The sequence below is a fragment of the Vibrio sp. V43_P6S15P86 genome (genome assembly GCF_009904725.1).
Classification (GTDB): domain Bacteria; phylum Pseudomonadota; class Gammaproteobacteria; order Enterobacterales; family Vibrionaceae; genus Vibrio; species Vibrio diabolicus.
Genome location: NZ_WXWT01000245.1, coordinates 1 through 20,178 on the forward strand (window position 1 = coordinate 1; position 20,178 = coordinate 20,178).

The window sequence follows — 20,178 nt, forward strand, 5'->3', positions numbered from 1 at the left end:
CCACCCGCAGACGTCATTGATGCGGCGCCATCTCCCTGAGACTGCATTTGTGACAACATGCGTTCAACAGGTCCGCCAGGCACGAAACGAGTGATAGCAAAGATGAGAATAGTTATCCCGAGAAACGTTGGGATAACCAACGCCAAACGGCGTAAAAAGTACGACAGCATATACAACTTGCTCCTTGTCTACTGTCCAGTTCAAACGGAGTGAAAGAGGATATTTTCCGCCCAAAATGGTGCATATTTATCTCGTAGTAACTAAAACTGTTGAAGCACACTCCCTGCGCCTCAAGAGCTAGACTTTTCTACTACTGCAATAATTTCAGCGTCATATTTATCTTGAATCCACATCAGCTTCAAGTGTTTGAAACCAAAACATGACAAACTTCCTTCGATGTCGAAAAACAGAAATGTTTTTGTAAAAAATTATAAAAAACCACAAAAATAATTCACACAGAATATCAATCTAGGCTATTTAGAGCCAAAACCCTACATAAAAATGCAAATACATGGAATAAATAGACATATCCACCACATGTATATTTGACCTAAAAATACGAGTGAGCCCTTTTACAGCAATGGGTATCATATTTTGATACCACCCTATAAGTTCGAGTCACCAAAGTATGGATTCGATATAAAACTCATCTCAGAACAATTCACTGGAAAAATATCTTTTTTCAGATTCAATTACCCACTAAAAAACCATAGGCAAGATAAGTCATTAAAGTTTATAAGAAACACAAAATACGGTGTTTTATTGAAATTTGATGTCGCCTTGGTAAGGCTATTTAGTTTTTTATTCCGCGTTTTAAACCAACCCTGGTTATTTACATCTTTTTTACATTTAAGCATCCCCGTTTACCACTGGTTTGACTTCCTTTTTTCATCTCGGTTATACATTGGCCGAACGTTAACGAAATATTAACGTCACAATTGGCCGCTATGCGGCCAGACATAGGAAATAATAATAATCGGAGCAACAAGGATGTATAAAAACACAACCGCTTTATCTGTTGCGATAAGCCTTGCGTTGGGGACAGCAGCAGTCGTAGCCCCAGCAACAGCACTGGCAGAAGAGCAACAAGTTGAAAAACTTCAAAAGATGAAAGTTACTGGTTCGCGTATCTCCACGACGGATATGGAAGGTCCTTCACCAGTTACTGTTATTAATAGTAAAGATATTGAATCTAAAGGTTTTAACAGCGCGCAAGACGTGTTGAACAGTTTGACTCAAAACACCGGTGGTGTAATGGCTCAAACGAACTCTTTCTCATTCACACCTGCAGCACAGTCAGTCAACTTACGTGGTCTTGGCGCTTCACGCACATTGATTCTTATCGATGGTCGTCGCCTTCCGCAATACCCACTGGCTCAAGATGGCACATCTAACTTCCAAGACATTGGTCAAATCCCTGTTGCCGCTATCGAGCGTGTTGAAGTAATGACTGATTCAGGTTCCGCTATCTACGGCTCCGACGCGATCGGCGGTGTCGTAAACTTCATTTTAAAGAAAGACTTTGATGGCGTTTCTGTAAAAGTACGTGCGGGTGACGCAACAGATGGTGGCTACCAAAATGGCCGTTTAGACGTTGTTGCCGGTAAAGATTTTGACGATAAACGTATTCTCTTCGTTGGCCAATTTGCGGGCAACGAAATGCTTAAGCAATCTGACCGAGATGATTGGGCTGGCGATGACGGTTCTAGCCGTTCTCAGCTAAGTGGTTACTCTAGCTACGGTGCAAACTTTGAAGGCGCAAACGGAACACTTCTAACACCAGCTGATGCTGGTTCTTCATGTAAAGAAGTCGTTGGTGATGCCGCTATTGAACGAGCGGATGGCAAGTGTGGTGTTAACCGCTCTGCATACCGAACGTTGAAACCAGAAAATAAACAAGTAGACCTGCTTTTACGTGGTGAAATGGACATTAACGACAATGTCACTGCCATGGCAGAAGCCCGTTTTGGCTACAAGTCTACAGAATCTGAATTCGAACCTAACCCTTACAGCGTAGAAGTTGATGCCACTCACTTCCGCGGCGAAGGTGAATACACTCGCCGTATGGTCGAATTTGGCCCACGCGAAAGTAACACTGAAGCCGATTCTTTTGGCTTAACCTTAGGCTTGAACGGCCTGCTTGCTGATGCGTATGATTGGGACCTATCAGCTGGTTACTCTGAGCAAAGCGTTGAAACAAGCAACCCAGCAATCTTCCTAACTCTTGATCAAGCCGTACAAAATGGCGATGTCGATCTTCTAGGGCCTATCTCTCAAGACGTTGTAAACAAATACAGCGGCACATCAAGCAAAGAAGCCTACTCAAAGCTTTACTCTGTTAACGGCTCACTGGCCGGTGATTTGGTTGAACTGCCTGCTGGTATGTCTGGCTTTGCTGTTTATGGTGAATGGAACCGTACTGACTACAACGAAACGATTGATGCGACAACAGCGGCTGGTGGTTTCTCTGGTCTAGGCGGAACATCAGGTGGCGGTGACCGTGATCAGATTGGTCTTGGTGTCGAAGCCCTAATTCCTATCATTGAAGATTTGGAAATGACTGTCGCTGGTCGTTATGACCACTACTTCGACGACTCGGCAACAGGCGGAGCCTTCACTCCTAAAGTAGCACTAGCATACCGTCCTACTGACACTCTATTGCTTCGTGGTAGCTACGGTCTAGGTTTCCGAGCTCCTGACTTGAAACGACTATTTGGCGATCAAACTCGAGGCTTTGGTTCTGGTTTTGACCCTGTGCTTTGTGCCAACGCTGGTGGTAGCGGCCCACAAGATAAAGATAAGTACCCAGAGTGTGATACTCAATACTTCGATACGCTTAACGGCCCTAACTCTGAGCTGAAAGAAGAAACAAGTACAAACATTAACTTGGGTCTAGCTTGGGAACCTGTGGATGACCTTGGCGTAACCGTTGACTGGTACCACATCAAGATGGAAGACGTCGTAACAGCACCAACTTACCAAGACGTAATTAACGATCCAGGTAAATACCCAGGCACAGAAGTAGTTCGTAATACAGACGGTACAATCAAGTCCGTATCTTACGGCCCAGTCAACCAGTCATATGAAGAGCGTTCTGGTGTCGACCTTGCTGTGAAATATGCTTACGACACTAATGAGTTCGGTTCATTCAATACGCGCGTAGCTGTAACTAAGATCTTGATTGCTGAATATCAAGAAAACGATAGTGAGCCAGTAACGGATGAAAGAGATTTCATGCCTGAATACACCGCAACGTTAAACCTTGGCTGGGCATACGAAGATGTCGCTATCAACCTATTTGGTAAATACCGTGACCGTATGTGTTCAAGCTATGCGAACCGTTACTACTTTGATGACTGTGACTCTGCTAAGAAAGCAGGTTACAAAGCAGAAATCGCGAGCATGACAACATGGAACCTAACGGCTTCTTACCAATTCAACGAGAGTGGTCGTGTAACTCTTGGTGCTATCAACATGTTTGACAAGGTACCGCCGGCCGATCCTCTAAATGATACCTCTCCATTCTATGCAACTGGATATGACGATCCAATCGGCCGTCAGCTTTACATCGAGGCATCATACGACTTCTAAAAAATATTTGGCGCGGGTTTTCCGCGCCCTTTTCGACTGACTAAAACACTGACAAGGATGCAACCATGAAATTCAAGGAATTTGGTCTCAGTGCCATAGCTGCAGCATTGCTTACTATCAGTAGTAGCTCTGTAGCGGCCAACTCTGGTGCTGTCGTTTCCACACAAGCAAAAGCAAATCAATCTTCAGAAGCTTCGCAACAAAAAATCGACAACTATGCCGAAAGCACTGAAGGCATGTTGGCAGAATACAAAGGCTTACTTCGTCAAATCGACAGTATGAAAGTCTACAACGAGCAAATTAACCGTATGGTTCAATCGCAGCAAGGCGAGTTGGACTCATTAAATAACCAAATTGCTCAAATCGATCAAACGGCAACAGAAGTGGTGCCACTTACATTAAAAATGATCGGTGCACTCGACGAGTTTGTGACTCTCGATCTGCCTTTCCAGAAAAAAGAGCGTAATAAACGTGTCCAAGAACTGCGTCGTCTCATGGATCGCGCCGACGTAACAACTTCAGAGAAATTCCGTAAAGTGATGGAAGCGTACCAAATTGAAGAAGGCTTCTCTCGCTCAATCGAATCTTACAAAGCTAGCCTAGACCGAAATGGTGAAACCGTGACTTACGATTTCCTACGTATTGGTCGCACAGCACTTCTATTCCAATCTCCAGACGGTGGTGAGACAGGTATGTGGAACCAACAAACACGTCAATGGGAAACATTACCAGAAAGCTACCGCATCGCGGTACAGCAAGGCCTTCGTATCGCGAAGAAGCAAGCGCCACCAGCGCTAATCAAACTGCCTGTATTTGCTGGGGAGGAATAAGAGATGAAAGGATTCAAAACTCTAGCCGCTGGCCTACTAGCGAGCTTATTTATGGTTTCTGGCGTACAAGCAGAAGCGCCTAAAAACTTATCTGAACTACTTAAAAACGTAAAATCAGAAAGCATCGTTGAGTCGAAAGAGAACAAAGCCCGTGAAGCTGAGTTCAAGAACAATCGCGATAAGCAAGCGGCATTATTGCAACAAGCTCGCGAAGAGTTAGCTGCGCAGCAAGCTCTGGGCGATCAACTTAAAGCAACATTTGATGAAAACGATAAGCAGCTAACTGAACTAACAGAAACCCTACGTGTTCGCTCTGGTACTTTGGGCGAAATGTTTGGTGTGGTCCGCCAGTATGCGGGAGAGTTTAAGGGCTTATTTGCAGCCTCTCAAAACGCTGTTCAGTTCCCAGAGCGTGACGCTCTACTAACGAAACTGGCTGAAAGTAAAGAACTGCCGTCAACACAAGAGCTAGAAGCATTCTGGCATACCATTCTTCAACAAGTGGTTGCTTCTGGCGAAACTGCAACAACCCAAGCAACGGTTGTTTATGGCGAAGGTAAAGAAGCGGTTCGCGATGTCACTCTCGTCGGTGAGTTTAACGCGATTGCCGATGGTAAGTACGTCACTTATGTACCTCAAACAGGTAAGTTCGAAGAACTCTCTCGACAGCCTCGCACCAATATTACACGTCATGTTGCAGGGTTTGAGTCAGCGTCAAACAGCTATGAGCCACTGTTTATTGACCCATCCCGTGGTGTCATTTTATCTCTACTTGTGCAAAGTCCTACCGTTCAAGAACGAATTGATCAAGGTGGCATTGTAGGTTACGTCATCCTTGGTATGGGTGCAGTTGGCGCTATCATTGCTCTAATTTGCTTCCTACGCCTTCAAGTGATTGGCGGCAAAATGCGTAAGCAAGCGAAATCAGAAACCGTGATTCCTGGCAACCCATTGGGTGAAGTTATCCAAGCTTACCAAGAGCACAAAGGTGACAACCTTGAAGATCTGGAAGCGAAGCTGGACGAAATCATTCTACGTAATGCTCCAAGCATTGAGCGCTTCATCAGCTCAATCAAGCTTTTTGCTTCTGTAGCTCCTCTACTTGGTCTACTGGGTACGGTAATGGGTATGATCGGCACATTCCAAGCCATTACTCTGTTCGGTACCGGCGACCCTAAACTGATGGCTGGCGGTATTTCTGAAGCTCTTGTTACCACTATGCTAGGTCTGGTTGTCGCAATTCCATTGCTGTTCCTTTACACCATCGTACACAGCAAAGGTCGTCGTTTGGTTCAAACTCTTGAAGAACAGAGTGCAGGCTTCATCGCTCGCTATCAGGAAAAACTGCATAAAGCCGAAAGCTAAGGAGGCGTTATGTGGTGGTTAGTTGGAGAACTTGAATCAATTAGGCGCTTCTTGGGAATGGGTGGCGATGTACTCGTCGCCATCTTCATCCTCAGCTTTATGCTGTGGGCAGTATTGTTAGAACGTTGGTTCTATTTTGCTGCCGTCGCTCCAAAAGCCATGAAAAAAGCCGTTGGCTCATGGCAAGGGCGCTCAGAGCATCAAAGTTGGAACGCTAAGATGATCCGACAAGAAATCGTTTCTCGTCAGGATATTGAGAATAAAAAGGGACTACCAATCGTGAAAGTATTGATTGCACTTTGTCCCCTACTGGGTCTACTCGGCACCGTTGTCGGCATGATCCAAGTATTCGACATCTTAGCGGTCACAGGAACAGGAAGCCCTCGAGCAATGGCCTCGGGGATCTCAAAGGCAACAATCCCAACTTTAGCCGGGATGGTGGCTTCTCTATCAGGACTGTTCTTTAGTTCACGTCTTGATCATTTAGCCAAAGTCACAACGCAAAAGCTGGAAGATAAGCTAAAGCATATTGCCTGAGTAAATGGAATTAGAGGTATAGGTCATGAAAAGACGCTATAGCAGTGATAGCAGTGATGAAACCGCTATCGATATGACACCGATGCTCGACATCGTATTTATCATGTTGATCTTCTTTATCGTAACAACATCGTTCGTAAAAGAAGCAGGTCTGGAAGTAAACCGTCCGACGGCAAGCTCAGCGCAAACCGTTAAGAAAGGTAACATCATGGTCGCAGTTGGTGCGGCGGGTGATGTTTGGGTTGATAAACGCCGCATCGAAGTGGACGCGGTTCGCGCGAATATTGAACGTCTTCGTGCAGAAAGTCCTGATGGCGCAGTTGTTATCCAAGCCGACACTGAAGCAAATGCTGGCGTAGTCGTGAAGGTTATGGACCAGATCAAAATGGCAGGTGTAGAAAGCATCTCCATTGCCGCAACCAATAAGGATTAAGCTTATGCGGTATCTGGCCTCAATTGCACTGGCGCTCATTGTCTCCCTCGGGTTGTTCTGGGGGATGGACAAGCTAGTAAACAAAGAGCGCCACGAGTTAGTGTCGAATGATGACCTACGTATGGTCGAGTTTATTCGCATTAAACCAGAAGAAAAAATACAGGAGAAAAAACGCGAACTTCCAAAACCACCACCACCTAAGCGTCCGCCGCCGCCGCCAGAAATGAAAGTGACAGCGACAGTAAAACCGGTGATGGAGCAGACCCCAATGGATATGCCAAAACTTGACCTACCCGTAAATGTTACAGGTGGCTCGGTGCTTGGACATTATAGCCAGGGTGGAGGTGCACAATTAGCGGGTAGCGGAGGTCCGACCCCTCTTGCAACATTCCAGCCTCAAATGCCTAGAAAGGCTGCGAAAGCAGGAATTGAAAAAGGGGTTGTCTTACTAGAGTTTACTGTAAATGCACGTGGTGCCGTAGAGGACATCAAAGTTCTTAAAGAGCAACCACGACGCTTAGGCCTCGGTCGAGCGGCAAGAAAAACAGTCTCTAAATGGACATTTAAACCAAAATTGGTTGACGGGAAACCTGTTAGCTCGCGCCTATCGCAAGAAATAGAGTTCTCAACCAATTAAGGAGTCACGATGAAAAGTTTATGGAAAAGCAAAGTGGCTTCTTTAATTCTCTTCGCAGGAGTGGCATTTGCCGCTCCTACGATGGCAAAAGAAGCTCCTCAGTTATCAGATCGGACATTTCGAACCGTCAACAAAGTGCAAGAGTTGATCGCAACTGAAAAATATTCAGCGGCGAAAGAAAAACTAGCAAGCGCTTTAGAAAGCACAAGCTCGAAAAAATACGACCGAGCAGTTTTACTTCAGCAAACGGGCTTTTTGTATTCGCTACAAGACAATTATGTGCAAGCCGCGAAATACTTTGCCGAAGCATTAAAGCTCGATGCGCTTCCCGTTCCAGTCGCTCAACAAGTTCGCTACAGCTTGGCTCAACTTTACCTAGCTGAAGAGAAGTACACGTTGTCTGTGAAAACGATGAAGGAATGGTTCAAAGTTGCAGAAACAACCAAAGAGAAGCCTCAAGCTCATGCTTATATCACGTTAGCAAGCGCTTATGTCCAGTTGGAAGATTACAGAAATGCAATCCCACCAACCAAAAAAGCAATTGCGATGAGCAAGAGCCCAAGTGAGTCTTGGTACTTAATTCTCGTTGCCTCTCACTACGAGTTAGGCCAGCTGAAAAGCGTTGCCAGTGTGCTTAAAACCCTTACTTCAAAGTACCCTCAGAAAAAGCGTTACTGGATGCAACTTTCTGGCGTTTATATGGAGTTGGGTCAAGAGCAAAACTCTTTAGCAACCTTAGAAATGGTTTACAAAATGGGGAAACTGGAAGGAGAGAAAGAGTACTTACGTTTTGTAAACTTCTTAGCTTACCAAGGTATTCCATATAAAGCGGCCAAAACTCTTGAGAAGGAGATGGCATCTGGAAACATTGAAAAGACGAAGGAAAACTATGATCGCTTGGCCAGCTTCTGGCAGCAAGCTAAAGAGCTAGATAAATCGATTCTCGCTTATAAAAAGTCATATAACATCGCTCCTTCTGCTAAAACGCAAATTCAGATTGCTCGCTTAATGGTACAAGACAAGCAGTATTCTGAAGCGACTCGCTTTGTAGAAAACGCAGCATCGAATGCCTCTAAAGAGCAAAAGGCAGAACTTGAATACATTCGCGGAATGGCCTATTTCGAGCTTAAGCAGCCACAAAAGGCCTTACAGGCAATGAAAGGCGCGGCTCAATCGCCAAAATTTAGGTCTACCGTTAGCCCTTGGATAAATTTCCTAGAATCCCAAGGATAATTTGAAGATTAAGTGTGAGTCAGTCGCACGCCTGGGGAAGTGAAAGCTTCCCCTTTTTTCGTTTGTTTGTGCGCACGCGAGCTCTTTTCAACATTTAAGTAAGACGAAAAGATCAACTGGTAACAAAATAGAGATCATGATACTCTTCGCCTCCATTTTTCTGGCGGGATTATCACCAATATCCATCCCTTTGGTGGTTGATTTATCATTGCCAGTGCTATCGTTAAAAGAATGTCGGACTTTCCTTCGGCACTCAATCAATCCAATCAAAAGTGGAACAGTACAATGGGCAAAGGTACTCTCTATATCGTATCTGCACCTAGCGGCGCAGGTAAATCTAGCTTGATCTCAGCGATGTTGGAACGCAATCCAACCTACGCAATGAAAGTGTCTGTGTCTCATACCACGCGTAACATGCGACCTGGTGAAGAAAATGGTGTCCACTACCATTTTGTAGCGAAAGATGAGTTTGAAGCCCTGATCGCTAAAGGTGATTTCCTAGAATACGCTGAAGTGTTTGGTAATTATTACGGCACCTCTCGTGTGTGGATTGAAGAAACGCTAAATAAAGGTATCGACGTTTTTCTAGATATCGACTGGCAAGGCGCACGTCAAATCCGTGAGCAAATGCCTGAAGCCAAAAGCATCTTCATCCTGCCACCATCAAACGGTGAGCTAGAGCGTCGCTTGAACACTCGTGGTCAAGATAGCGATGAAGTGATCGCAAAACGTATGGCTGAAGCCAAGTCAGAAATCTCTCATTACAGCGAATACGACTACGTGATCGTAAACGACGATTTTGATACCGCTTTGATGGACTTTAAAGCCATCTTGCGTGCAGAGAGATTGAAGGAAGAAAAGCAAGCTGCTAAATATAAAGGTATGCTTGACGCGTTATTAGCAGAGTAACTTCAAAAAAGTCACGCTGTAAAACATAAAGAATTTCTCGTTTTTTGCTCAGTGCGAAAAACACAATAAACTACCTGAGAAAGTCCACAAACGGTGGCTTGTCTAATTGCTAGTAAATAAAGTAGTTAGGTTGTATACTTTCTCGTCATTCTAAAATTTTAGTTAACTATTTGGAGTCCTCATGGCACGCGTAACTGTTCAAGACGCTGTTGAAAAAGTTGGCAACCGTTTCGACCTAGTACTGATTGCGGCTCGCCGCGCTCGTCAAATGCAAACTGGCGGTAAAGATGCACTAGTGCCAGAAGAGAACGATAAGCCAACGGTTATCGCTCTACGCGAAATCGAAGAAGGTTTAATTACTAAAGAAGTTCTAGACGCTCGTGAACGTCAAGAACAGCAAGAGCAAGAAGCGGCAGAGCTAGCGGCAGTAAGCAGCATCGCTCACAACCGTTAATTCTGACTTTAGAATTCAACAACCTCCCGGGCCTATAATTTGTATCTATTCGATAGCCTCAAAGACGTTGCCCAAGAATACCTAACAGAGCCTCAGATTGAGGCTCTGCGTCAATCTTATGTGGTAGCGAGAGATGCCCATGAAGGGCAAACCCGCTCTAGCGGTGAACCATACATCATCCACCCTGTCGCTGTGGCTCGTATCTTGGCCGAAATGCGCCTTGATATCGAAACCCTCCAAGCTGCTTTGCTGCATGACGTCATTGAAGACTGTGATGTAACTAAAGAAGATCTCGAAGAGAAATTCGGCAACACTGTCGCAGAATTGGTTGATGGTGTATCTAAACTGGACAAACTCAAATTCCGCGATAGGAAAGAGGCTCAGGCTGAGAACTTTCGTAAGATGGTTCTGGCCATGGTGCAAGATATCCGCGTCATTCTGATCAAACTGGCTGACCGCACGCACAACATGCGTACGCTTGGCGCGCTTCGACCAGATAAAAAGCGTCGTATCGCTCGTGAAACGTTAGAAATTTACGCACCCCTCGCTCATCGTCTTGGTATTCACAATATCAAAACCGAACTCGAAGAGTTGGGCTTTGAGGCGCTATATCCCAACCGCTACCGCGTACTGAAAGAAGTGGTTAAAGCCGCACGTGGTAACCGTAAAGAGATGATCCAACGCATTCACAGCGAAATAGAAGGCCGTCTGCAAGATTTTGGCTTGAATGCTCGCGTCGTTGGTCGTGAGAAAAACCTGTTCTCTATCTATAACAAGATGAAAACCAAAGAACAGCGCTTTCACACCATCATGGATATCTATGCGTTCCGAGTCGTTGTTGATACCGCTGATACTTGTTATCGCGTTTTAGGCCAAGTACACAGCTTGTATAAGCCACGTCCTGGTCGCATGAAAGATTACATCGCGGTACCAAAGGCGAACGGCTACCAATCGCTACACACTTCCATGGTTGGTCCACACGGTGTACCTGTTGAAGTTCAGATCCGTACTGAAGATATGGATCAAATGGCGGACAAAGGTGTCGCGGCACACTGGTCTTATAAAGACAAAGGCGACAAGTCTGGCACCACTGCGCAAGTGAAAGCTCAGCGTTGGATGCAAAGCCTGTTAGAGCTACAACAAAGCGCGGGTAACTCATTCGAATTCATTGAAAACGTAAAATCCGATCTTTTCCCAGATGAGATTTACGTCTTCACACCAAAAGGTCGTATCGTTGAACTACCTTTAGGCGCAACGGCTGTCGACTTTGCCTATGCCGTACATACCGATGTAGGCAACTCTTGTGTTGGTGCTCGTGTTGATCGTAACCCTTACCCATTGAGTAAGGCATTGAAAAACGGTCAGACAGTGGAAATTATCAGTGCCCCTGGTGCGCGTCCGAATGCGGCATGGCTGAACTATGTCGTGACTTCTCGTGCCCGCACTAAGATTCGACAAGTACTGAAAACGATGCGTCGTGAAGAGTCGATTACTTTAGGTCGTCGCCTACTTAATCACGCACTTGGCCGTCACTCGATTGATTCAATTTATCCAGAAAATATCCAAGAAGTCTTGAATGATCTTCGCCTAGAAAGCATCGATGATTTATTGGCTGCTATTGGATTGGGTGAGTTGATGAGCATTGTGATCGCACGTCGTCTCCTTGGTGACACCGAAGAGCTCACGACAACAAGTTCAATCCCAACGGACTCGAAGAAGAAGCTTCCGATTCGTGGCGCAGAAGGCTTATTGCTGACGTTTGCAAATTGTTGTCATCCTATCCCAGATGATCACATTATTGCTCACGTATCGCCTGGTCGTGGTTTGGTTGTTCACCGAGAAACATGTCCGAACGTTCGTGGTTATCAGAAAGAGCCAGACCGTTATATGGCTGTCGCTTGGTCTGAAGACTACGATAAAGAGTTCATTGCTGAACTTAAAGTCGACATGCTTAACAACCAAGGTGCTCTTGCAGAACTTACCAACGTGATCTCGAAAACAGGATCAAACATTCATGGCCTTTCAACGGAAGAACGTGATGGTCGTCTATACACTGTGACTGTGCTGTTGACGACGAAAGATCGTGTCCACCTTGCTGGTATCATGCGTAAGATTAAGGCAATGCCTCAAGCAACCCGAGTCAGACGCAGAAAGAACTAACCTCTATCGCCACCTACTCTGTTAGGTGGCGATTTTTTATACCTCAATAAATATGAACCTAGAACGTTACAACCGTATTCACCAAGTCCTAAAAACTCGCCAAACTGATCTGACACTTTGTCTCGAAGAAGTACATAAGCCAAACAACGTCTCTGCTGTGATCCGCACCGCTGACGCGACAGGCTTACACAAAGTTCACGCAATTTGGCCAGACAAAATGCGTACGCTGAGCCATACCTCAGCTGGCGCGCGTAACTGGGTTGAAGTGGATACTCACGATTCGATTGAAACTGCGATTACCGAACTCAAAGCGCAAGGTATGCAGGTTTTGGTGACCAATCTTTCGGACACCGCCGTCGATTTTCGCGAGATCGACTACACCAGACCAACGGCAATCATTTTAGGCAGTGAAAAAGTTGGCGCTTCGGAGCAAGCCAAACAGCTTGCCGATCAAGACATTATTATCCCAATGGTGGGCATGGTGCAGTCACTAAACGTATCGGTTGCCAGTGCCGTAATTTTGTATGAAGCGCAACGTCAACGTGAAGCCGCAGGCATGTACGACCGAGAAGAAAGCGCTCTGCCTAAAGAGACAATCAACCGTATTCTCTTTGAACGTGGTCACCCAGTGCTGGCAAAGGTCGCGAAACGAAAAGGGCTCGTTTACCCACCACTCGATGAAGAAGGTCAAATCATCGCCGATGACGCGTGGTGGCAAGAGATGCAAAGCAAGTAACAGACTTTCGTCATCCTGAACGGCGGCGAAGGAGCGTGGTTCAGGATCTAATTCTCAAATATACAGATGCTGATAGTGTTAACTTCAGCGACATACTTGTTGAAAATAGAATCCTGATGTCGCTAAAGCTCCTCGGAATGATAGGTTATCAGTCAAATCATGACACTAACTAAAGCATGACTATTTTTTCCTGTACAAAAACACAGCTCCATGGTTAACATACTGCTATGTTAACCATTTTCTTGAGCCCTCTATGTCCGCCCAAATGTTATCTGGCGTCCCATTAACCTCCCTTTCTGGAGTTGGCGCGAAAGTCGCAGAAAAACTCGCCAAAGTTGGCTTACATAGCGTTCAAGATTTGCTGTTTCACCTTCCGTTACGCTACGAAGATCGTACTCGTATTTACCCTATTGCCAAACTGCATGCTGGCCTTTGGGCGGCCGTGCAAGGTAAGGTCATGGCAGTCGACACCATCTTCGGTAAGCGCAAAATGCTAACGGTAAAAATCAGCGACGGTAATGGCACTATCACGCTGCGCTTTTTCAACTTTACCGCAGCCATGAAGAACAATTTCACGCAAGGTAAGTTAGTACATGCTTACGGTGAAATTAAGCGCGGTGGCATGGGTTTGGAAATTGTTCATCCTGACTACAAGTTTTACGTCAGCGAGCAAAAGCCCGATGTAGAACAGAGCTTAACCCCTGTTTATCCCACCACCGATGGATTGCGTCAAATCACATTGCGCAACCTTACCGAACAAGCTTTAGCCCTGCTTGATAAAACCGCAGTGCAGGAATTACTTCCAGCGGGGTTGTATGACCATCAAATCACGATGTCGCAAGCACTGCACACCATTCATCGCCCACCACCAACCATTAATTTAGATGAGTTTGACGAAGGCAAACATCCTGCCCAAATCCGCTTGATCATGGAAGAATTGCTCGCACAAAACTTATCGATGCTGGCGGTGCGTAGCAAAGGTCAGAAGGATTCAGCGCTACCTCTCGGTCCTTGTAATAAACTAAAAACGCAGCTTTTAGCCCAACTGCCTTTCTCTCCTACAAACGCTCAAACCCGAGTCGTACAAGAGATTGAAGCCGATCTAGAAAAACCGCACCCAATGATGCGATTAGTGCAAGGCGATGTTGGTTCGGGGAAAACATTGGTTGCCGCCTTGGCCGCTGTTAGAGCCATTGAGCATGGCCATCAGGTGGCACTCATGGCGCCAACCGAACTATTGGCCGAGCAACACGCTATCAACTTCGCAAACTGGTTTGAGAGAATGGGCATTCAAGTCGGTTGGTTAGCGGGCAAACTCAAAGGTAAGGCAAAGGAAGCCGAGCTGGCTCGTATTGCCAGTGGTGAAGCGCAAATGGTAGTGGGTACTCACGCGCTATTCCAAGAGCACGTTGAATTTCATCACCTTGCTTTGGTCATCATTGATGAACAGCACCGCTTCGGTGTCCATCAGCGATTAGAATTGCGTGAAAAAGGTGCAAAACAAGGCGCTTATCCACATCAGCTCATCATGACAGCAACGCCGATTCCGCGAACGTTAGCCATGACTGCTTATGCTGACTTAGAAACGTCGGTGATTGACGAGTTACCGCCAGGTCGAACACCAATCCAGACTGTCGCGATTCCAGACACCAAACGCAATGATATCGTCGAACGTGTCCGAAATGCCTGCTTAAACGAAGGCAAGCAGGCATATTGGGTGTGTACCCTGATTGATGAGTCGGAAGTATTAGAAGCGCAAGCCGCGGCAGATACCGCAGAAGAGCTTCAACGTAAGCTACCGGACGTAAAAATTGGTCTAGTACACGGACGAATGAAGCCGGCAGAGAAACAAGCGGTGATGCAAGATTTCAAAGACAATAAACTGCATTTGCTGGTCGCAACGACAGTGATTGAAGTTGGTGTGGATGTGCCAAACTCTAGCTTGATGATCATAGAAAACCCTGAACGTCTTGGTTTGGCACAATTACACCAGTTAAGAGGTCGCGTGGGCCGAGGTTCCGTTGCTAGCCATTGTGTGCTGCTGTACCACTCTCCGCTGTCAAAAACCGCGCAAAAACGTCTCGGAGTACTACGTGAAAGTAACGATGGCTTCGTCATTGCGCAGAAAGACCTAGAAATTCGTGGCCCTGGAGAACTATTGGGTACAAAGCAGACAGGTCTTGCTGATTTCAAAATCGCAGACTTAGTTCGAGATCAACGCCTGATTCCCGAAGTTCAGCGTATTGCGCGTCATATTCATGACAATTACCCGACTAACGCAACAGCAATTATCGATCGCTGGTTGGGTGAGCGGGATATTTACTCCAAAGCGTAATGATTGAAAGCGAGCCAAATGGCTCGTTTTTTAATACGCCAAAAACAAAGCAAACGTTTGCTTTTTGAGTAAATCTCTCTATAATCGCGCACAAATTTTTAAGTGTGTTAGATCACACTCCACCAACCTGAGTTGACTCTGATTAACAGCAATCACAGGTAACGACGTCAACTCCACCCTGCTCTCCCATTCAGCGAGAACTAGGGAAATATTGCGACTAGCGAGACAAACAATGACAACTTCAAACCGATCTTCGGAACTGGTCTATCAACTCAACGATCGACCACCTTTGCCTCAAACCATTTTTGCCGCACTTCAGCACTTATTGGCGATGTTCGTCGCGGTTATCACTCCGTCACTGATCATCTGTCAGTCTTTGGGTGTACCTGCAGACCAAACGAACACCATCATCAGCATGTCTTTATTTGCGTCAGGCGTGTCTTCGTTTATTCAAATTCGCACCGTTGGCCCAATTGGCTCTGGTTTGCTCTCTGTTCAAGGCACCAGCTTTAACTTTTTAGGTCCTATTATTGGAGCAGGCCTATCGCTGAAAGCCGGTGGAGCAGACATCAGCACCATGATGGCTGCCATTTTTGGTACGATTTTAGTCGCATCATTTGCAGAAATTTTCCTATCTCGCGTATTGGAGCATGCCCGCCGAATCATCACTCCGCTCGTTTCAGGCATCGTCGTCACTCTTATCGGTCTCACACTGATTCAAGTCGGCTTAGTATCAATGGGCGGTGGCTACGCAGCATTAAATGAAGGAACCTTCGGCAGCTTAGACAAACTTGCTCTGGCTGGGACGGTACTTGGATTAATTGTGATTTTAAACCGCTCGAAAAACCCATACATCCGTGTGGCTTCAATCGTGATTGCGATGCTAGTGGGTTACATCATGGCGTATTTTATGGGGATGGTAGATACTTCTCAGCTAGGCGCAACTGAGATCGTAGCACTGCCCGTACCAATGCAATATGGCTTATCGTTTGACTGGTCTCTGTTCATTCCGCTGGTACTGATTTTCTTTATTACCGCACTAGAGGCCATCGGTGATATTACCGCAACATCTGAAGTGTCTGGTGAGCCAGTAAAAGGCCCAGTGTACATGGAACGCATTAAGGGCGGTGTGTTAGCAGACGGCTTAAACTCCGCAATCGCAGCCGTTTTCAACAGCTTCCCGAACTCAACGTTTAGCCAGAATAACGGCATCATCATGCTAACAGGAGTCGCGAGCCGCTACGTGGGTTACTTTATTTCTGGCATGTTAGTGATTCTTGGCTTGTTCCCAGGTGTCGCTAGCTTTGTTCAGCTGATTCCTGAGCCAGTACTTGGCGGCGCAACGATTGTCATGTTTGGTACGATTGCTGCCGCTGGTGTGCGTATTATCTCTCGTGTTGAGCTCGATCGCCGCGCAATTCTGATCATGGCCTTATCCTTCTCAATGGGACTTGGTATCGCACAAAAACCAGAGATCCTGCAATTTATGCCAGAATTTATTAAGAGTATTTTCTCAACTGGTGTTGCAGCAGGTGGCATCACAGCGATCATTTTAAATCTACTTCTGCCAGAGAAACTGGAAGACGAAGATGAACTTCCTCAGGAAGTGAAAGAGTCTTAAGATTATTGAGAATAAGAAAAGCCCAACCTAATTAGGTTGGGCTTTTTGTTTTAAAGGGTGCGGGCCATCGACTTACTTGGTAGGAAAGCTGATTTGAGCGATTAAACCGCCTTCACTGCGATTACGCATCACCACAGAGCCTGAATGTTGGCTGATTATACGCTTCACAATCGCCAACCCTAGCCCAGTGCCTTCACTACCGCGAGCGGTGTCACCACGCGTAAAGGGTTCAAATAACCTCGCGATTTGAGAATGCTCGATACCCGGTCCGTTGTCCTCTACTGAAATCCACACTAGCTGCTTATCTGCTGTCACACCAGTGCTGATTTTGACCCAGCCATTGCCATAACGTAGCGCATTCACAACTAAGTTACTGATCGCCCGCTTAATCGCAATCGCACTTCCTTTGGCTGGCGGCAAGTTAAGATTAAGATCTGTTTCAATTTCAACCTCATAACCACCTTCAGAACTGGCGACGTCACTGGCAATCGTACTGATATCAACCGCTTCAAACGATTCTTGGTTCACCGGTTTGAGATAATCCATAAACTGACTGATGATCTCATTACATTCTTCCGTATCGCTAATGATCCCCTCCGCAAGATAGCTGTCCTCAGGAGACATCATTTCTGTCGCTAGGCGAATACGCGTCAGAGGCGTTCGTAAGTCATGGCTAATCCCCGCCATTAATAAGGCTCGGTCTTCTTCTAGCTCTTGAATACCTTTCGACATTTGATTAAAGGCTCGAGTTACAGAGCGAATTTCCGATGCGCCTTTTTCTGCCAACGGTGGCGGGATTTCGCCTCGACCGACGTCTTTCGCGGCTCTCTCTAAAGCCAAAAGTGGGCGGTTTTGTAAACGAATAAACAACCAACCACCAGCAATGATCAGCAGCGCCATAATCAAACTGTTACGAAACAGCGGTGCAAAATCTTCTTCTTGCAGCTCAGATAACGGAATACGAATGATGGAGTTCGGCAACTTTTCGATGTGCATCCACAAAATGTAACTTTCATCGCCAAGCAATAAGCGTACTTCTGTAGGCGAACCCAGCTCTTGGCTCATTTCTTCAGACATCAAATCAATCGACATTGCGTGATGAAATTCAATCGCCTTATCGCTGTCAAGGCTGTGAACCGTCACCCCTAATCTTTCTAATAATTGACGCCTTAACGGTGCATCAGACTTTAAAGGTCCTTCATCATCAAGCACCAAATTGAGCTCATGGGCGAGAATTTTATTGAACTGCTGCAAACTCGGCATCAACGCGTAGTTAAAAACGGCGTAGTAAGAGAAAACTTGGCTCGCGAGAAGCAAAGAGATGAACAGCAGAATAGATTGTGTCAGTGAACTTCGGATGCGCATGGAACGTTCCTAGTGGTCCTAATCGCGAAATTTCAGCCTTCAAAGGGAAGGTAATGAAGGCTGAAGTTGCTATAGCCAAGTGCTGGCTATGGAGTGAAGAGGTTACACCTCTTTGCCGTCTGGGACGAAAACATAACCTAGGCCCCATACGGTTTGAATGTAGCGCGGCTTGCTCGGATCGTCTTCTAACATGCGACGTAAACGTGAGATTTGTACGTCAATAGAGCGTTCCATTGCAGAATATTCACGGCCACGCGCCATGTTCATCAATTTATCTCGTGACATTGGCTCACGCGCATTCATCACGAGCGCCTTTAGGACAGCAAACTCTCCAGAGGTGAGTGGCATTGCCTCGTCACCGCGGAACATCTCGCGAGTGCCTAGATTGAGTCGGAACTCCCCGAACTCCACCACTTTTTCTTCCGTGCTTGGTGCACCCGGCAACTCTACAGTTTGGCGGCGTAATACTGCCTTGATGCGAGCCAACAATTCGCGTGGGTTAAACGGTTTTGGCAAATAATCATCCGCCCCTACCTCAAGACCTACGATGCGGTCCACTTCATCACCTTTCGCGGTGAGCATTAAGATTGGCAACATATTGTTCGCGTGGCGTAGACGACGACAAATTGACAAACCGTCTTCACCTGGCAACATTAGGTCCAGCACCATTAAGTGAAAGTTTTCGCGCGTTAGTAGGCGATCCATCTGTTCGCCATTGGCGACACTTCGTACCTGAAAACCTTGCTCAGAAAGGTAACGCTCCAATAGAGCACGTAAACGAGCATCGTCATCAACCACTAAAATTTTATGATTTTCTTGCATTGAAACATCCTTTCAGAAGCGTCTATTGTCGAAAATGTATCACTGTTTTCCCTAACGTGCTCAAGCAAATTGTTACTCTTTTTATCTTAAGCGCTTTATTCTCTCTCTAGCAGGTATTTTCAGCACCTACTATTGACCATAATTCCATTCCAGTTCACGTTTGGCCTCAAGCAGCTCTTGCTGTGCCTCAGCCAGCTTGTGACGTTTTTTCTCAATTTTGTCTGCTTTACCTGAATGCTGAGCTTCGACTAATTCTTCCTCTCGCTCCTCAACTTCTTTAGTCTTTTCTTCCACTTCTGCTTGCAGCTCTTGGCGCAGCTCACCTTCCGAGCATTCATTCTGGATAGCGGAAAGTGCTTGCTCCAAGCCTTTAATGCGATGCTCATTACCTTGCGCTTTTGCATACTCAAGCTGCTGCTCTACCGCTAACTCTTTAGCGTCACAGCCTTTCACTTCATCTTGAGCAAAAACTGAAAGTGAGAATCCTATTGTTAGTGCAGCACTACACATGACTGCTTTGTTCATTTTACTTCTCCGAGAAAGGCACCATGCCTTTATACCAAATATTCTGACGTTGAGACCCAAGTCACTTCTAGTGAACTTCATGAGACTTGAATCAGTGATAAAGCCTCAGTCTTCCGAGGCCGGTTGAGTGTATTCAATTGAGTTGATGAACCACTCTTTTTCACCTTCTGGGGTGCGTACCGTGAACTCTTCATCCACTTGTTTTTTCAACATCGCTCGCGCCATAGGTGAATCGATAGAGATGTAGTCTTTCGCATCGCCATAAATCTCTTCAGGCCCGACTATACGAAACTTTTTCACTTCTCCTGCCTCATTTTCTATTTCCACCCATGCACCAAAAAAGACTTTGCCTTCTTGTTGCGGAGAATAGTCAACGATCGTGACTTCTGGCAGGAATTTACGAAGGAAGCGGACACGACGGTCGATCTGACGGAGTAAACGTTTATTGAAGGTGTAATCCGCATTTTCTGAGCGATCGCCCAGGCTCGCAGCCCAAGTGACGATCTTGGTGATTTCCGGGCGCTTTTCATTCCAAAGGTAATCATGCTCTTGTTTGAGTTTGTTGTAACCTTCTCGTGTAATCAGCTTAGTTTTCAAATTAACTCCTATCTCAACTAAAAAATGC

The 20,178-nt window shown here is 46.0% G+C and carries 17 protein-coding genes and 1 pseudogene; 13 read left to right on the plus strand and 5 right to left on the minus strand.

All coding sequences use genetic code 11. The features are described 5' to 3' along the window. Positions 1 to 170: pseudogene (locus tag CAG69_RS10815) on the minus strand (ABC transporter permease); the annotation flags it as partial. An 820-nt stretch (positions 171 to 990) separates the two neighbouring features. Between CAG69_RS10815 and CAG69_RS10820 the strand changes: the two are divergent. From CAG69_RS10820 to CAG69_RS10880, 13 genes are all read left to right on the plus strand, one after another. Next, positions 991 to 3,591: a TonB-dependent receptor plug domain-containing protein gene (locus CAG69_RS10820; protein ID WP_048624621.1), complete on the plus strand. Its 2,601-nt coding sequence runs from the start codon at positions 991 to 993 to the stop codon at positions 3,589 to 3,591. 65 nt (positions 3,592 to 3,656) lie between these two features. Next, positions 3,657 to 4,421, plus strand: coding sequence for a DUF3450 domain-containing protein (locus tag CAG69_RS10825; protein ID WP_161444163.1), 765 nt, complete (start codon positions 3,657 to 3,659; stop codon positions 4,419 to 4,421). A gap of 3 nt (positions 4,422 to 4,424) precedes the next feature. Then, complete coding sequence (locus CAG69_RS10830) at positions 4,425 to 5,786, plus strand: MotA/TolQ/ExbB proton channel family protein (protein WP_005394940.1); 1,362 nt, start codon at positions 4,425 to 4,427, stop codon at positions 5,784 to 5,786. A gap of 9 nt (positions 5,787 to 5,795) precedes the next feature. After that, positions 5,796 to 6,323 (plus strand): MotA/TolQ/ExbB proton channel family protein, encoded by a 528-nt coding sequence (locus tag CAG69_RS10835; protein ID WP_005379363.1) that lies wholly within the window; start codon positions 5,796 to 5,798, stop codon positions 6,321 to 6,323. 25 nt (positions 6,324 to 6,348) lie between these two features. Then, positions 6,349 to 6,756: an ExbD/TolR family protein gene (locus CAG69_RS10840; RefSeq protein WP_005379359.1), complete on the plus strand. Its 408-nt coding sequence runs from the start codon at positions 6,349 to 6,351 to the stop codon at positions 6,754 to 6,756. A gap of 4 nt (positions 6,757 to 6,760) precedes the next feature. Then, complete coding sequence (locus CAG69_RS10845; protein WP_006741809.1) at positions 6,761 to 7,393, plus strand: energy transducer TonB; 633 nt, start codon at positions 6,761 to 6,763, stop codon at positions 7,391 to 7,393. Between the two features lie 9 nt (positions 7,394 to 7,402). Continuing rightward, the gene (locus CAG69_RS10850; RefSeq protein WP_047009404.1) at positions 7,403 to 8,626 is read left to right on the plus strand and encodes a tetratricopeptide repeat protein; all 1,224 of its coding nucleotides are present in this window, start codon (positions 7,403 to 7,405) and stop codon (positions 8,624 to 8,626) included. A 285-nt stretch (positions 8,627 to 8,911) separates the two neighbouring features. Further along, a complete protein-coding gene (gene gmk, locus CAG69_RS10855; RefSeq protein ID WP_005394946.1) occupies positions 8,912 to 9,535 on the plus strand; it encodes a guanylate kinase in 624 nt (207 codons plus the stop codon). A gap of 181 nt (positions 9,536 to 9,716) precedes the next feature. Then, positions 9,717 to 9,989 carry a DNA-directed RNA polymerase subunit omega gene (gene rpoZ, locus CAG69_RS10860; protein ID WP_005379346.1) on the plus strand — a complete coding sequence of 91 codons (273 nt, stop codon included), beginning with the start codon at positions 9,717 to 9,719 and terminating at the stop codon, positions 9,987 to 9,989. Between the two features lie 39 nt (positions 9,990 to 10,028). Beyond that, a complete protein-coding gene (gene spoT, locus CAG69_RS10865) occupies positions 10,029 to 12,149 on the plus strand; it encodes a bifunctional GTP diphosphokinase/guanosine-3',5'-bis pyrophosphate 3'-pyrophosphohydrolase (protein ID WP_005379340.1) in 2,121 nt (706 codons plus the stop codon). 52 nt (positions 12,150 to 12,201) lie between these two features. Further along, positions 12,202 to 12,885 carry a tRNA (guanosine(18)-2'-O)-methyltransferase TrmH gene (trmH, locus tag CAG69_RS10870; RefSeq protein ID WP_017635001.1) on the plus strand — a complete coding sequence of 228 codons (684 nt, stop codon included), beginning with the start codon at positions 12,202 to 12,204 and terminating at the stop codon, positions 12,883 to 12,885. A 253-nt stretch (positions 12,886 to 13,138) separates the two neighbouring features. Further along, positions 13,139 to 15,220, plus strand: coding sequence for an ATP-dependent DNA helicase RecG (recG, locus tag CAG69_RS10875; RefSeq protein WP_033905919.1), 2,082 nt, complete (start codon positions 13,139 to 13,141; stop codon positions 15,218 to 15,220). A 232-nt stretch (positions 15,221 to 15,452) separates the two neighbouring features. Then, entirely contained in the window at positions 15,453 to 16,841 is a 1,389-nt protein-coding gene (locus CAG69_RS10880; RefSeq protein ID WP_033905917.1) for a uracil-xanthine permease family protein, read from the plus strand. 72 nt (positions 16,842 to 16,913) lie between these two features. Here the strand turns inward: CAG69_RS10880 and envZ are convergent, their stop codons facing one another. From envZ to greB, 4 genes are all read right to left on the minus strand, one after another. Further along, positions 16,914 to 18,206: a two-component system sensor histidine kinase EnvZ gene (gene envZ, locus CAG69_RS10885; RefSeq protein WP_017820700.1), complete on the minus strand. Its 1,293-nt coding sequence runs from the start codon at positions 18,204 to 18,206 to the stop codon at positions 16,914 to 16,916. A 102-nt stretch (positions 18,207 to 18,308) separates the two neighbouring features. Next, a complete protein-coding gene (ompR, locus tag CAG69_RS10890) occupies positions 18,309 to 19,028 on the minus strand; it encodes an osmolarity response regulator transcription factor OmpR (protein ID WP_005379333.1) in 720 nt (239 codons plus the stop codon). A gap of 129 nt (positions 19,029 to 19,157) precedes the next feature. After that, positions 19,158 to 19,553, minus strand: a complete 396-nt coding sequence (locus CAG69_RS10895; protein WP_017635004.1) for a DUF1090 domain-containing protein — start codon at positions 19,551 to 19,553, stop codon at positions 19,158 to 19,160. Positions 19,554 to 19,658: 105 nt separating this feature from the next. Next, complete coding sequence (gene greB / locus CAG69_RS10900) at positions 19,659 to 20,150, minus strand: transcription elongation factor GreB (RefSeq protein WP_005379321.1); 492 nt, start codon at positions 20,148 to 20,150, stop codon at positions 19,659 to 19,661. Positions 20,151 to 20,178: the final 28 nt, after the last annotated feature.